Origin of the sequence: Sneathiella glossodoripedis JCM 23214 (genome assembly GCF_000616095.1) — a bacterium.
Classification (GTDB): domain Bacteria; phylum Pseudomonadota; class Alphaproteobacteria; order Sneathiellales; family Sneathiellaceae; genus Sneathiella; species Sneathiella glossodoripedis.
Genome location: NZ_BAMS01000009.1, coordinates 1 through 15540 on the forward strand (window position 1 = coordinate 1; position 15540 = coordinate 15540).

8 protein-coding genes, 1 tRNA gene and 3 pseudogenes are annotated in these 15540 nt (G+C 48.4%); all 12 read left to right on the forward strand.

The features are described from left to right. Nucleotides 1-103 precede the first annotated feature (103 nt). A tRNA-Trp gene (locus JCM23214_RS18195) sits at nucleotides 104-179 on the forward strand. Nucleotides 180-256: 77 nt separating this feature from the next. Then, complete coding sequence (gene secE / locus JCM23214_RS18200; RefSeq protein ID WP_025900186.1) at nucleotides 257-454, forward strand: preprotein translocase subunit SecE; 198 nt, start codon at nucleotides 257-259, stop codon at nucleotides 452-454. A gap of 1 nt (nucleotide 455) precedes the next feature. Then, a pseudogene (nusG, locus tag JCM23214_RS21815) lies at nucleotides 456-1006 on the forward strand (transcription termination/antitermination protein NusG). Between the two features lie 91 nt (nucleotides 1007-1097). Next, the gene (gene rplK, locus JCM23214_RS18210) at nucleotides 1098-1526 is read left to right on the forward strand and encodes a 50S ribosomal protein L11 (protein ID WP_025900187.1); all 429 of its coding nucleotides are present in this window, start codon (nucleotides 1098-1100) and stop codon (nucleotides 1524-1526) included. A gap of 5 nt (nucleotides 1527-1531) precedes the next feature. Beyond that, complete coding sequence (gene rplA / locus JCM23214_RS18215; RefSeq protein WP_025900188.1) at nucleotides 1532-2224, forward strand: 50S ribosomal protein L1; 693 nt, start codon at nucleotides 1532-1534, stop codon at nucleotides 2222-2224. 266 nt (nucleotides 2225-2490) lie between these two features. Then, the gene (rplJ, locus tag JCM23214_RS18220; protein ID WP_025900189.1) at nucleotides 2491-3048 is read left to right on the forward strand and encodes a 50S ribosomal protein L10; all 558 of its coding nucleotides are present in this window, start codon (nucleotides 2491-2493) and stop codon (nucleotides 3046-3048) included. A gap of 12 nt (nucleotides 3049-3060) precedes the next feature. Continuing rightward, nucleotides 3061-3441, forward strand: coding sequence for a 50S ribosomal protein L7/L12 (gene rplL, locus JCM23214_RS18225; protein ID WP_025900190.1), 381 nt, complete (start codon nucleotides 3061-3063; stop codon nucleotides 3439-3441). 276 nt (nucleotides 3442-3717) lie between these two features. Next, nucleotides 3718-7817 (forward strand): annotated as a pseudogene (gene rpoB / locus JCM23214_RS21820) (DNA-directed RNA polymerase subunit beta). A 114-nt stretch (nucleotides 7818-7931) separates the two neighbouring features. Beyond that, nucleotides 7932-12119 carry a DNA-directed RNA polymerase subunit beta' gene (gene rpoC, locus JCM23214_RS18235; RefSeq protein WP_025900191.1) on the forward strand — a complete coding sequence of 1396 codons (4188 nt, stop codon included), beginning with the start codon at nucleotides 7932-7934 and terminating at the stop codon, nucleotides 12117-12119. Nucleotides 12120-12543: 424 nt separating this feature from the next. Beyond that, nucleotides 12544-12915 (forward strand): 30S ribosomal protein S12, encoded by a 372-nt coding sequence (gene rpsL / locus JCM23214_RS18245; RefSeq protein ID WP_025900192.1) that lies wholly within the window; start codon nucleotides 12544-12546, stop codon nucleotides 12913-12915. Between the two features lie 12 nt (nucleotides 12916-12927). Then, nucleotides 12928-13398, forward strand: coding sequence for a 30S ribosomal protein S7 (gene rpsG / locus JCM23214_RS18250; protein WP_025900193.1), 471 nt, complete (start codon nucleotides 12928-12930; stop codon nucleotides 13396-13398). A 32-nt stretch (nucleotides 13399-13430) separates the two neighbouring features. Beyond that, nucleotides 13431-15505, forward strand: a pseudogene (gene fusA, locus JCM23214_RS21825) (elongation factor G). The last annotated feature ends 35 nt before the right edge of the window (nucleotides 15506-15540 follow it).

Here is a 15540-nt window from a genome sequence, read left to right on the forward strand (position 1 = left end):
AAGGTTTCGGTCTTACGTAAGAGCGGGTTTCCGTTTTGATTAAGGATTGGCTTGAAGCCGCTGGGTTCTGACCTTGCGGCTTTAAGTTCCAGAAATGGCGTATAGGAGTGTAGCTCAATTGGTAGAGCACCGGTCTCCAAAACCGGGGGTTGGGGGTTCGATCCCCTCCTCTCCTGCCATGCCGTCTTGATCTGTAGTGGAAATTCCTGTATATGCCCGGTTCACTCCGGATTGTAAGAATGGTTTTGAGGCAAGAATGGCAAAGGTAACTCCAGGTGCTTTTATCCGTCAGGTACGGCAAGAGTCATCCAAGGTAACATGGCCGACCCGCAAGGAAACGCTGGTTACGACCGGGATGGTGTTCGTGATGGTGTTTCTCGCTTCAATTTTCTTTTTTCTGGTTGATTCTGGTATTCAGGCAGCCGTGAAATTAATTCTGTCTTTGGGAGCCTGATATGTCTGATGTGACACCGACGCCGAAAAAGCGCTGGTATATTATTCATGCGCATTCCGGTTCTGAAAAAAAGGTGGCGCAATCTGTGATGGATCAAGCGCTTGCCAAAGGTATGGCTGATAAGTTCGAGCAGGTGCTGGTTCCGACTGAAGAAGTTGTAGAAGTGCGCCGCGGGCAAAAAGTCAGTGCTGAGCGTAAATTCTTTCCCGGCTATGTTCTGGCCATATGGAAATGAATGATGAAACATATCATCTGGTGAAAAACCTTCCAAAGGTTACTGGGTTTTTGGGTAACGCCAACAAGCCGCAACCTATTTCCGAAAAGGAAGCGATGTCGGTTTTGAATCAGGTGCAGGAAGGTATCGATCGTCCGAAGCCTTCTGTTACATTTGAGATTGGTGAAGAAGTTCGGGTATGTGACGGACCTTTTGCAACGTTCATGGGCGTCGTTGAGGATGTTGATGAAGAAAAAGCCAAGTTGAAAGTGTCGGTTTCCATCTTTGGGCGGTCAACGCCGGTGGAGCTGGATTATTCTCAAGTGGAAAAAGGTTAAGTTTTACTTGGTCGCTTCGTTGAGCGGCCAATTTTTGCGGGAGGCTCGCCAAGGCTGTACCGCGAACCCTTTAATTTGAATAGGGAAAGTTATGGCAAAGAAAATTCAAGGTTACATCAAGTTGCAGGTCCCTGCGGGACAGGCAAATCCGTCACCTCCTATTGGTCCAGCGTTGGGTCAGCAGGGTGTGAATATCATGGAATTCTGTAAAGCGTTTAATGCGGCTACAGGCAGCATGGAAGGCGGAATGCCTATTCCAACGCTGATTACAGTATATGCGGATCGTTCTTTCACGTTTGTCACAAAGACACCACCTGCTTCTTATTTCCTCAAAAAAGCTGCTGGCCAGAAAAAAGGTGGTAGCAACCCAGGTCGCGAAGTTGCTGCAACAGTGACTTTGGCGCAGGTTAAAGAAATTGCTGAAGCGAAAATGGTTGATCTGAACGCTAATGATATCGATGCAGCAATCGAAATCATCAAAGGTTCCGCCCGTTCAATGGGCTATGCGGTAGAGGGTTAAGATCGATGGCAAAATTGACTAAAAAGCAGAAAGCTGTTGAGGCCTCTGTAGATCGCGATAAGTTGTACGGTCTGGCGGAAGCTGTCGAGTTGGTGAAGTCTAATGCGACAGCCAAATTTGATGAAACCATCGAAATCGCTATGAATCTCGGTGTAGATCCACGTCATGCTGACCAAATGGTTCGCGGTGTGATTCAGTTGCCAAACGGAACTGGTAAATCTGTTCGCGTTGCTGTGTTCGCACGTGGTGACAAAGCAGAAGAAGCGAAAGCTGCTGGTGCCGAGTTGGTTGGTGCGGAAGACCTTATGGAAATCGTTCAGGGTGGCAACATGGATTTCGATCGTGTTATCGCTACACCTGACATGATGGCTATCGTTGGCCGCCTTGGTAAAGTTCTTGGCCCGCGTGGTCTGATGCCAAACCCTAAATTGGGTACGGTTACACCAAATGTTGGTGAGGCTGTAAAGGCCGCCAAAGGTGGTCAGGTAGAATTTCGTGCAGAGAAATCTGGTATCGTGCACGCTGGGCTTGGAAAATCGAGCTTTTCAGCTGACGCGATCAAAGAAAATGTTGAAGCTTTCGTAGCAGCTGTAATGAAAGCCAAGCCATCAGGCGCTAAAGGCCAGTTTCTGCGTAAAGTCGCCTTGAGTTCCACAATGGGACCTGGCGTCAAAATTGAAACAAGCGAGCTTGTATAAGCTCGACTAAGAGATTTGCCGCCTTCGGGCGGCAAGTGTCTGGGGTCTTGTATTAGATCCCAGCTGTCCAAGACTGCAGGTGTTTTTCCCTCTTCGGAGGAAAGATTTAAAAACACATGTTGCCTGCATAGACAGGGAAACTACAGATTTTGCCGAAAGGCAGTATTCAGGTGGACCTGGGACAGTAAACGGATCCGGAATTATTCGGGTTCTTTTTCAACCGGGTTATTTGCATTTGCAGATATCCCCAAGCTTGGAGTCGACGAGTGGACCGATTACAAAAGGAAGCTCTGGTTGCCGAAATGAAAGGCGTTTTTGAAGAAGCGTCTGTCGTTGTTGTCGCAGAATACAGTGGTCTTACTGTGGCAGAACTGACAGGTCTTCGCACAAAAATGCGTGAAGCCGGTGCCACCTTCAAAGTTACCAAGAATCGGCTTACGCGTCTTGCTCTTGACGGCACGGACTACGGTTCCCTTTCAGACAAGCTGAAAGGTCCAGTTGGTATCGCTTACTCAAGCGATCCAGTTGCGGCCCCGAAAGTTGCGTCTGAATTTGCGAAAGCAAATGAGAAGTTTGTCGTTATTGGTGGAGCTATGGGCACTACAGAACTTGACGTTGATGGCGTCAAATCTCTGGCGAGCCTGCCTTCACTGGACGAACTTCGTGGAAAACTGGTTGGTCTGCTACAGGCACCTGCAACAAAAGTTGCTGGAGTTGTGCAGGCACCTGCTGGTCAGTTGGCCCGTGTACTGTCGGCGAAAGCGAACAGGGTTAGATGTCGAAGCCACTATTTTAGTTTATTACAAACCGCAAGGTTTACCTGAGGAGAAAAGAAAATGGCTGATCTCGAAAAGATTGCCGAAGAGCTGTCTGCTCTTACAGTTTTGGAAGCTGCTGAACTTGCTAAAGTTCTTGAAGAAAAATGGGGCGTATCCGCTGCTGCACCAGTTGCTGTTGCTGCTGCTCCAGGTGCTGCTGGTGGCGACGCCGGTGCTGCTGCTGAGAAAGACGAATTTGATGTTATCCTGGCTGCTGCTGGTGATAAGAAAATCAACGTCATTAAAGAAGTTCGCGCGATCACAGGTCTTGGCCTGAAAGAAGCGAAAGAGCTGGTTGAAGGCGCACCTAAACCTGTTAAAGAAGGCGCACCTAAAGACGAAGCTGAAAAACTTAAAGAGCAGCTCGAAGCTGCTGGTGCAACTGTAGAACTTAAGTAAGTTTTATAGGCACCGCGGTCTTTATAGATCGCGAAATCAAGCCGGGGAGGGTGGCATTATGCTGCCTTCCCCGCAGCCGCTTTCGGAACGGGCGGTGAAATCCGGCGGGATTTGAAACACGTACAATTTGGTCGATGGTTCCGTATCGACACGAAATTTGTTGGATTTGGACTCCATTTCCCGTCATTATGCGTGCGGGGTGTTGAGGCCAGAGCCGTTTTCAAGGCCACATACATGGCTTTGGTATCTTTTGAAACAGAATTACGGGGATTTCGCATGGGCATTTTGCAGTCGTTCACCGGTCGTAAACGCGTTCGTAAAGATTTTGGTCGCATTGAAGCCGCGACGACAATGCCGAACCTGATTGAGGTTCAGAAGACTTCCTACGACGCTTTCCTGATGCAGGACGTATCAACCGAGGAGCGTGGCGACGAAGGCCTTCAAGGTGTTTTCAAATCAGTATTCCCAATCAAGGACTTTGCAGATACAGCAAGTCTGGAGTTTGTCTCATACGAATTTGAGCCTCCAAAATATGATGAGGAAGAATGTCAGCAGCGGAGTATGACTTACGCTGCACCTCTGAAGGCTACATTGCGTCTGATTGTATTTGAGGTAGACCCCGATACAGAAGCAAAATCAGTTCTCGATATCAAGGAACAGAGCGTTTACATGGGTGATATGCCACTCATGACAGACAAAGGTACTTTTATTATCAATGGTACCGAGCGTGTAATTGTTTCACAGATGCATCGCAGTCCTGGTGTGTTTTTTGATCACGATAAAGGTAAAACACATGCAAGCGGTAAATTGTTGTTTGCTGCACGTGTGATCCCATATCGTGGTTCATGGTTGGACTTTGAATTTGATGCGAAAGACATTGTCCATGTGCGTATCGACCGTCGCCGGAAATTGCCGGTAACGACATTGCTTCAGGCCCTCGATATGACTCATGAGGATATCCTGAATTATTTCTATGATCGTGTCGATTTCAAGCTGAGCAAAAAAGGCTGGCGGACACCGTTTGTCGTTGAGAGAGTGCGTGGAAGCCGTCTGCTACGCAATTTGGTCAATGCAGATACAGAACAGGTTGTTGCTGAAGCAGGTACGAAAATTACTCCTCGCCAAGCTAACAAGCTTGTTGAAGGCGGTCTAAAAGACATTTTGGTAAGCCATCTTGATCTTGTCGGCCGTTTTGTGGCTGAAGATATTATTAATCCGGAAACTGGTGAAGTTTTCGTCGAAGCTGGTGATGAGCTGACCGAGCAGCTGATTGATCAGCTGGAGGCTGCCGGATATGATGAAATTTCTACACTCGACATCGACAATGTGAATGTCGGCCCTTATATCCGCAACACACTGGCCCTCGATAAAAGTTCAACTCGTGAACAAGCGTTAATCGATATTTATCGGGTTATGCGTCCGGGAGAGCCACCAACCGAGGAAACAGCAGAAGCACTCTTTAATGGACTTTTCTTTGATCCTGAGCGCTATGATTTGTCAGCTGTTGGTCGTGTGAAAATGAATATGCGACTGGATCTGGATGTTGAAGATACAGTCCGCGTTCTGCGTAAAGAAGATATTCTGGAAGTCGTAAAGACGCTTGTTCGCCTGAAAGACGGACACGGTGAAACTGACGATATCGATAATCTTGGTAACCGTCGCGTTCGCTCAGTTGGCGAATTGATGGAGAACCAGTATCGCATTGGCTTGCTACGTATGGAGCGCGCAATTCGTGAACGGATGAGCTCCGTTGAAATCGATACGGTCATGCCCCATGACCTGATTAATGCGAAGCCAGCAGCTGCGGCTGTAAGGGAGTTTTTCGGATCAAGTCAGCTTAGCCAGTTTATGGACCAGACCAACCCGCTTTCCGAAATTACTCACAAACGTCGGTTGTCGGCGCTTGGTCCAGGTGGTTTGACACGCGAACGAGCGGGCTTTGAGGTTCGAGACGTTCATCCAACCCATTATGGTCGTATTTGTCCAATTGAAACGCCTGAGGGCCCGAATATTGGTTTGATTAACTCTTTGGCGACGTTTGCGCGTGTGAATAAATACGGCTTTATTGAAAGCCCTTATCAGCGTGTAGAGAATGGAAAACTGACAGGTGAAGTCAAATACCTGTCTGCCATGGAAGAGAGCAAACACACTATTTCTCAAGCAAATGCAGCGCTTGATGACAATGGTCAGTTCACGGAAGATTTTGTTCGCTGCCGCGCACAAGGTGAATATGTGGTCGCGAAACCTGAGGACGTTACGTATATCGACGTGTCTCCTAAGCAATTGGTGTCCGTTGGCGCGTCACTCATTCCATTTTTGGAAAATGACGATGCGAACCGTGCTTTGATGGGTTCAAACATGCAGCGTCAGGCCGTTCCTTTGCTGAAAGCAGAGGCTCCATTTGTAGGTACAGGTATGGAAGAACGGGTTGCTCGTGATTCCGGCGTTGCTACGGTTGCCAAACGCGGCGGTATTGTCGATCAGGTAGATGCTACACGTATCGTTATTCGCGCAGATGAGGAAGACCTCAGCAAATCTGGTGTGGATATATACAACCTGCTCAAATTCCAGCGCTCTAACCAGAACACTTGCATTAACCAACGCCCACTTGTGAAGGTTGGTGATCGTGTTGAAGCCGGAGATATTATCTGTGATGGTCCGTCCACCGATCTGGGTGAATTGGCACTAGGTCGGAACGTTCTGGTAGCCTTTATGCCGTGGAATGGCTACAACTTCGAGGATTCAATCCTCATCTCTGAACGGATTGTGAAAGACGATGTCTTTACGTCCATTCATATCGAAGAGTTTGAAGTTGCTGCCCGTGATACAAAATTGGGCCCTGAAGAAATCACTCGTGATATTCCGAATGTCGGTGAAGAAGGTCTTAAGAGCCTTGATGAAGCTGGTATCGTGTATGTTGGTGCGGAAATTCAGCCAGGTGATATTCTGGTCGGAAAGATCACACCCAAGGGCGAAAGCCCAATGACACCGGAAGAAAAACTGCTTCGGGCAATTTTTGGTGAAAAGGCATCTGATGTACGCGATACATCCTTGCGTCTGCCGCCAGGGGTTGCCGGTACGGTTGTCGAGGTTCGTGTTTTCAACCGCCATGGTGTTGAAAAAGACGAACGTGCCCTGGCAATTGAGCGTGATGAAATTGAACATCTTGCTAAAGACCGCGACGACGAGAAAGCTATTTTGGAGCGGACAATTTATGACCGTCTCAAAGGCCTTCTTGTTGATCAAGTAGTGACATCTGGTCCACGTGAATTCTCTGCTGGTGACAAAATTACGTCTGAGGCATTGTTGGAAATTCATCCAGGTGTCTGGTGGCAAATTAGTGTCGAAGACGATGCTGTTATGGCCAATATCGAAGCCTGAAAAAGCAGTATGACGAAGCAATCGGTCGTCTGCGGGCTCGCTTTGAAAATAAAGTGGACAAACTTCAGCGCGGTGATGAGTTGCCACCTGGGGTCATGAAAATGGTCAAGGTGTTTGTTGCGGTAAAACGCAAGCTCCAGCCTGGTGATAAGATGGCTGGCCGTCATGGTAACAAGGGTGTCATTTCACGCATCATGCCTGAAGAGGACATGCCGTATCTGGAAGATGGCAAGCCTGTTGACATAGTTCTCAACCCACTCGGTGTGCCTTCACGAATGAACGTAGGTCAGATTCTTGAAACGCATCTGGGCTGGGCAAGCCATGGAATCGGTGTTCAGATTAACGAAATCATGAGCCGTATCAACCGCGGTGCAACCGATCTTGAACCGCTTAAAGGCAAACTCAAGGAAGTCTATGGTGATGAAGAATATGAAGCCAAGATTTCCGGAATGTCTGATGAGCAGTTTATTGAACTGGGCAGTAACCTTGTAAATGGTGTGCCAATGGCGACGCCAGTATTTGACGGCGCCAAAGAGGCTGATATCAATCGCCTGCTTGAAGTCGCTGGATTGGATACTTCCGGACAGGTTACTCTGATTGACGGCCGGACAGGTGAAGCATTTGATCGTCCCGTGACAGTGGGTTACATCTATATGCTGAAACTTCACCATCTCGTTGACGACAAAATCCATGCTCGTTCTATTGGCCCATACAGTCTTGTTACTCAGCAACCACTGGGTGGTAAGGCGCAGTTTGGTGGTCAGCGCTTCGGTGAAATGGAAGTGTGGGCATTGCAGGCATATGGTGCAGCCTATACTCTGCAGGAAATGCTGACAGTGAAATCGGATGACGTTGCGGGTCGAACAAAGGTGTATGAAGCTATTGTTCGCGGCGATGACACTTTTGAAGCCGGTATCCCCGAGAGCTTTAACGTTCTTGTTAAGGAAATGCGGTCTCTGTGTCTGAACGTAGAATTGTCACAAATCGGTTATTAGGCGGTGCGCCCCGGATTCAGGTCCGGGGCCATCAAAGTATCAGTCGAGAACTTATTTTTTGGCAGCTGATGAAGCGCCGCCCGGAATTACCGGTTTTAAAAGGAGAATTGATCCATGAATGACTTGATGAACTTGTTCGGTCAGCCGCAGGGCACTCAGGCATTTGACGAGATTAAGATTTCTATCGCCTCACCAGAGCGTATCCGTTCATGGTCTTACGGCGAGATCAAGAAACCAGAAACGATCAACTATCGGACATTCAAACCAGAAAAAGATGGTTTGTTCTGTGCTCGTATTTTTGGCCCGATCAAGGACTATGAATGTCTGTGCGGCAAATACAAGCGTATGAAATATCGCGGCATCACATGTGAAAAATGTGGTGTTGAGGTGACTCTGTCAAAGGTACGCCGTGAACGTATGGCGCATATTGAGCTGGCATCTCCCGTTGCACATATCTGGTTCCTAAAATCACTTCCATCCCGCATTGGTCTGCTTCTGGATATGACCTTGAAGGATTTGGAGCGGGTCCTGTATTTTGAGAATTACATTGTCATTGAACCAGGCCTGTCGCCACTCAAGCAGTTTCAGCTCTTATCTGAAGAAGAGTTTCTGGATGCGCAGGACGAATATGGTGAAGATGCTTTCACTGCTGGTATCGGTGCAGAAGCAATTCGCGATATCCTGTCTTCACTGGATCTGGAAGCGATCAGCGAAGAAATTCGCGAGGAAATGCGGACTACGACTTCCGAAGCTAAACCGAAGAAACTTGCGAAACGCCTTAAGCTCATCGAAGCGTTTATTGATTCTGGAAACCGTCCAGAATGGATGATTTTGCAGGTTATTCCGGTAATTCCACCGGAACTGCGCCCACTGGTTCCACTTGATGGCGGTCGTTTCGCGACATCTGATCTGAACGATCTATATCGCCGCGTGATCAACCGGAATAATCGTCTGAAACGCCTGATCGAATTGCGTGCGCCAGACATCATTGTTCGAAACGAAAAACGTATGCTGCAGGAATCTGTGGATGCACTCTTCGACAATGGCCGTCGTGGCAGGGTGATTACTGGTGCCAACAAGCGGCCGCTGAAATCATTGTCTGACATGCTGAAGGGTAAACAAGGCCGTTTCCGCCAGAACCTGCTTGGAAAGCGCGTGGACTATTCCGGTCGTTCTGTGATCGTGGTGGGACCGGAGCTGAAGCTACATCAATGTGGTCTGCCTAAGAAGATGGCACTTGAGCTGTTCAAGCCTTTCATTTACGCGAAGCTTGAGCTCAAAGGAATGGCCGCCACCGTCAAGATGGCGAAAAAGCTCGTAGAGAAAGAACGCCCTGAAGTATGGGATATCCTGGATGAGGTCATCCGGGAACACCCAGTTCTGCTAAACCGTGCGCCAACACTTCACCGCCTTGGTATCCAGGCGTTTGAACCCGTGCTGATCGAGGGTAAGGCTATCCAGCTTCATCCTTTGGTTTGTACGGCGTTTAATGCTGACTTTGATGGTGACCAAATGGCTGTTCATGTGCCTCTGTCATTGGAAGCCCAATTGGAAGCGCGTGTCTTGATGATGTCTACCAATAACATCCTCAGCCCCGCCAGTGGTAAGCCGATTATCGTTCCATCGCAGGATATTGTTCTGGGTATTTATTATCTGACAATGAACAAGGATAATGAGCCGGGCGAGGGGATGCTGATCTCCGATGTTGCTGAAGCGCAGCATGCAATGGATCATGGTGTTTTAACTCTGCACAGCAAGATCAAGACAAAAATCCGCTTTGTGAACGAGAATGGTGAAGAAGAGAACCGTCTTGTTGAAACAACACCAGGGCGTATGCTGATTGAGGAAATCCTTCCCCGCAATTCCAAAGTGAATTTTGACCTGATCAACCGCTTGTTGACCAAAAAAGAAATCACTGCAGTTATCGACGAGGTTTATCGTCATTGCGGACAGAAAGAAACAGTGATCTTTGCTGACCGTTTGATGGGCCTTGGTTTCTCACACGCTTGTCGTGCAGGTATTTCCTTTGGTAAGGATGACATGCAGATTCCTGAATCCAAAGACAAACTGGTTGAGGAAACCCGTCTTCTCGCTGAAGAGTATGAGCGTCAGTATTATGACGGTTTGATCACCCAGGGTGAGAAATACAATAAGGTTATTGATGCTTGGTCACAATGTACTGACAAAGTGGCTGATGAAATGATGAAGGTGATTGAAGCTGTTAAGGTGGATAGTGAAACTGGTCGTCAGGAAGGCATTAATTCCATCTATATGATGGCTCACTCCGGTGCCCGTGGTTCCGCAGCACAGATGAAACAGCTTGCCGGTATGCGTGGCCTGATGGCCAAGCCGTCTGGTGAGATTATTGAAACGCCGATCATTTCGAACTTTAAAGAGGGGTTGAGCGTTCTTGAGTACTTCAACTCTACGCATGGTGCGCGTAAAGGTCTGGCTGACACTGCGCTTAAAACTGCTAACTCTGGTTACCTGACCCGTCGTCTGGTGGATGTTGCGCAAGATTGCGTTGTTGTCGAACAAGACTGCGGCACTGAGCGTGGCGTTACCGTTCGCGAAGTTGTTGAAGGCAGTGATGTGATTTCACCGCTGAGTGAACGTCTTCTGGGTCGGACTGCATCTTTCGATGTTGTTAATCCGCAAACAGGTGAGGTTCTGGTTGCTGCTGGCGAAATGTTTGATGAAGCAACTTCCATTGCTGCCGAAGAATGTGGCGTTGAGCAGGTTCAGATCCGCTCTGTTTTGACGTGTGAAACAAAAGGCGGCATTTGCGGTAAATGTTACGGTCGTGATCTGGCACGCGGAACGCCTGTAAATATGGGTGAAGCTGTTGGTGTTATCGCGGCTCAATCAATTGGTGAGCCTGGTACACAGTTGACCATGCGGACATTCCATATTGGTGGTACAGCAAGCGTGGCTGAGGTTTCATCGATTGAAGCGTCTCATGATGCGACTATCAAGATTGAAAATCGTAATGTGGTGACCAACAGTAAAGGGCTTCTGGTGATTATGGGCCGGAATTCCGAACTGGTTCTGGTTGACGAGAATAACCGTGAACGTGCACGTCATCGTTTGTCTTATGGTACAACTTTGCTGGTCGATGATGGGCAAAAAGTTGCTAAGGGTGACAAGCTTGCGCAATGGGATCCGTTCACCACACCAGTGATTACCGAACTGGAAGGTGTCGTCGGGTATAAAGATTTGGTCAGCGGCGTTTCAATCGCCGAACAAGCTGATGAGGCTACTGGTATTACCCGTAAGGTTGTTGTTGATTGGAAAGCTCAGCCGAAGGGTAGTGACCTGCGTCCACGGATTACACTTCGCGATGAAGCGGGAGAGCTGCTTACATTGGCAAGCGGGCATGAAGCTCGTTACTTCTTGCCTGTTGATGCGATCCTGTCCGTAGAGGATGGTGCAAAAGTTCAGGCTGGTGACGTGTTGGCGCGTATTCCTCGCGAAGGATCGAAAACAAAAGACATCACCGGTGGTCTACCGCGTGTGGCTGAACTTTTCGAAGCCCGTCGTCCGAAAGACCATGCGATTATTGCCGAAGTCGACGGCTATGTTGAATTTGGCAAGGATTACAAGAACAAGCGTCGTGTTACAATTCGCCCGGAAAATGCGGATATTGAACCTGTTGAATATCTCATTCCAAAGGGTAAGCATCTCGCTGTCAACGAGGGTGATTATGTTCGCGTCGGTGACTATCTGTTGGATGGCAACCCGGCACCACACGATATTTTGAAAGTTCTTGGTGTTGAAGCTCTGGCGAACTTCCTGATCAATGAAATTCAGGATGTTTATCGACTGCAGGGTGTGAAGATTAACGACAAGCATATTGAAGTTATCTGTCGCCAAATGCTGCAGAAGATCGAAATTGAGAAAACTGGCGAATCCACATTCTTGCTTGGTGAGCACGTGGATCGCGAAGAATTCGAAGCCGAGAACGAGAAATTGGTGGCTAAAGGTCGTGAACCTGCTCAGGGAAGCCCAATTCTGTTGGGTATTACGAAAGCAAGCTTGCAGACAAACTCCTTTATCTCAGCAGCGTCCTTCCAGGAGACAACACGCGTACTGACCGAAGCTTCAGTGGCTGGCAAGAAAGATACTCTTGTCGGATTGAAGGAGAACGTCATCGTGGGTCGTTTGATCCCGGCAGGTACGGGTGCCCAAATGAACGAGATGAAGCGGATCGCTGCGCGGCGTGATCGAGAACTGCAAGAACAGTCAGCTGTTGCGGTTGATATGATTCCTGCAGAGGATACGACGCCTCCAGCGGCGGAGTAGTTCGCTTGAATCAGTAGTGGTTGACGGGAATCTCTTTTCGTCACTTTGCTTTATAAACATTGGTGCGGCGCTCTTACGGGAGCGCCGCATTTTGTTTGTAGAGCCAGCGAGTGAAGTTATTTGCAATATTATTACAAATCTTGTGGAAAAACGGCAGTTTCGTTAGAAAAAAATCCTGTTCAGGAACGCTTTGAGCCTTTTCATAAAATAGAAATCTTTTGTACTTGACGGGAGCAGGGCTCACTCATATATTGCGCGCTCCTGACACTGATGAATACATCATTTTTTCCCACACGTGGTCAGGTGTTTGAAGAACGACGTGTGTGTTATGTCTATTCGGGTGGACGCAAAAAACCCGACCGCGAGTGGAGCCGCAGCCACCCGCGGCTGTGCTATTTGCGGCGAGAATAGAATAGGAACAAGAATGCCTACTATTAATCAGCTGATTAGAAAGCCACGTAAAGCGCCGATTTCGCGTAATAAAGTGCCTGCTATGGAAGCATGCCCGCAGAAACGAGGCGTTTGTACGCGTGTGTACACAACTACACCAAAGAAACCTAACTCCGCGCTTCGTAAAGTTGCTCGTGTTCGTCTGACAAATGGTTTCGAGGTTACAAGTTATATTCCTGGTGAGGGGCATAACCTGCAGGAACACTCCGTCGTGTTGATTCGCGGTGGTCGTGTGAAAGACTTGCCAGGTGTCCGTTACCATATCATTCGCGGTGTGTTGGATACGCAAGGTATCGCAACGCGTCGTCAACGTCGTTCGAAATACGGCGCTAAGAAGCCTAAGTAAGGAACAGATTGAATGTCACGTCGTCACGCTGCAGAAAAACGCGAAGTTCTTCCTGATGCAAAATTCGGTGATGTAGTTCTGGCAAAGTTCATGAACTCACTGATGATTTCCGGTAAGAAATCTGTTGCGGAAGGCATCGTTTATGGTGCTTTCAACATCGTTGAGCAGAAAAGCGGAAATAATCCGCTTGAAGTTTTCCATGAAGCTCTGGATAAGGTTAAGCCTGATCTTGAGGTTCGCTCTCGCCGGGTTGGTGGTGCGACCTATCAGGTGCCTGTTGAAGTTCGTGCGGATCGTGCTCAGGCACTGGCAATTCGCTGGCTTATCAACAGCGCGCGTGGTCGTTCTGAAATGACCATGATGGAGCGTCTGTCTGGTGAGCTTTTGGATGCTTCCAATGACCGTGGTGGCGCTGTGAAGAAGCGCGAAGACACCCACAAAATGGCTGAAGCGAACCGCGCTTTTGCACATTATCGCTGGTAATAGCTAGATAGCTAACGATTAGGATCTCAGTCATGGCACGTACAACGCCCATCGAAAGATATCGCAATATCGGCATTATGGCCCACATTGATGCTGGTAAGACAACAACAACCGAGCGCATTCTGTATTATACAGGTGTTTCTCACAAAATTGGTGAAGTTCATGACGGCGCAGCCACAATGGACTGGATGGAGCAGGAGCAGGAGCGCGGTATTACAATTACATCCGCTGCAACAACTTGCTTCTGGAAAGATCACCGCATCAATATCATTGATACGCCAGGTCACGTTGACTTTACTATTGAAGTAGAGCGCTCTTTGCGCGTGCTTGATGGTGCTGTTGCTGTTTTTGATGGTGTTGCTGGCGTTGAGCCTCAGTCTGAGACTGTGTGGCGTCAGGCTGACAAGTACCACGTTCCGCGTATGTGCTTTGTTAACAAAATGGACCGTACAGGCGCAGATTTCTATCGCTGCTAGATATGATCGTGGATCGTTTGGGCTCCACGCCGTTGGTTATTCAATTGCCAATCGGGTCAGAGGCTGAGTTCGAGGGAGTAGTCGATCTTATTAAGATGCAGGAAATTGTCTGGATCGGTGATGAGATGGGCGCGGCTTACGAATATCGTGATATTCGTCCAGAGCTGGCTGAAAAAGCGGCTGAATACCGTGAGCAGATGGTCGAAACTGCGCTTGAAGCTGATGACGATGCGATGGAAGCTTACCTTGAAGGTGAGGAGCCATCTGAAGATACGCTGCGTGCTTGCATTCGTAAGGGGACATTGAATAGCACATTTGTTCCTGTTCTGACTGGTACAGCGTTTAAAAACAAAGGTGTTCAACCTTTGCTTGATGCTTTTGTTGACTTCATGCCGTCACCAACTGACGTTGGTGGAACAGACGGTATTGATGTTAAGACCGAAGCGGAAATTAAGCGTAATCCTGACGATAACGAACCATTTTCCGGTCTTGCGTTTAAGGTTATGACTGACCCATTTGTTGGTTCTTTGACATTTGTGCGTATCTACTCCGGTGTTCTGGAAACAGGTACGTCAACGCTGAACTCTGTTAAGGATAACCGTGAGCGTGTTGGTCGTATGTTGCAGATGCACGCAAACTCTCGTGAAGATGTGAAAGAGGCCCGTGCAGGAGACATCGTTGCGATTGCTGGTCTGAAAAACACGACAACTGGTGACACATTGTGTGATCCACTGAAGCCTGTAATTTTGGAGCGGATGGAATTCCCTGAACCAGTGATTGAAATCGCTGTTGAGCCTAAAACAAAAGGCGATCAGGAGAAAATGGGTCTGGCCCTGAACCGCTTGGCTCAGGAAGATCCGTCATTCCGCGTCAGCACTGATCACGAGAGCGGTCAGACGATCATTAAGGGAATGGGTGAGCTTCACCTGGACATTATTGTTGATCGTATGAAGCGTGAATTCAAGGTTGAAGCAAATGTCGGTGCGCCGCAGGTTGCTTACCGTGAATCTATTACTCAGGAAGCTGAGCTTGACTACACTCATAAGAAGCAGTCCGGTGGTTCTGGTCAGTTTGCCCGCATCAAATTGATTGCGAAACCAGGTGAGCCTGGTGCTGGCTTGGTATTCAGCGATACTATTACAGGTGGTGCTGTTCCAAAAGAGTACATCCCGGGTGTTGAAAAAGGTGTGCGTGACGTCGTCGAGACTGGTGTTCTCGCAGGCTTCCCTCTGATCGATGTCGGTGTGACGTTGGTTGATGGTGCGTACCATGATGTTGACTCTTCTGTAATGGCGTTTGAGATTGCCGGTCGTGCTGCAATGCGCGAGTTGGCGCGTAAAGCAGGACTGAGACTTCTTGAGCCAATGATGAAGGTCGAGATTGTTACTCCTGATGAGTATATCGGTGACGTGATGGGTGACTTGAACAGTCGCCGCGGTCAAGTTACCGGAACTGAACAGCGCGGTATCGCGCAAGTTGTGAATGCTATGGTTCCACTGGCCAACATGTTTGGTTATGTGAATAACCTGCGCTCCCAGACACAGGGTCGTGCAACATTCACAATGGTATTTGATCACTATGAACCTGTGCCGCAACACGTCTCAGACGAAGTGCTGGCGAAATTGGCATAAACCTGAGCTGAGACAGCCGGATATAACGGAGTATT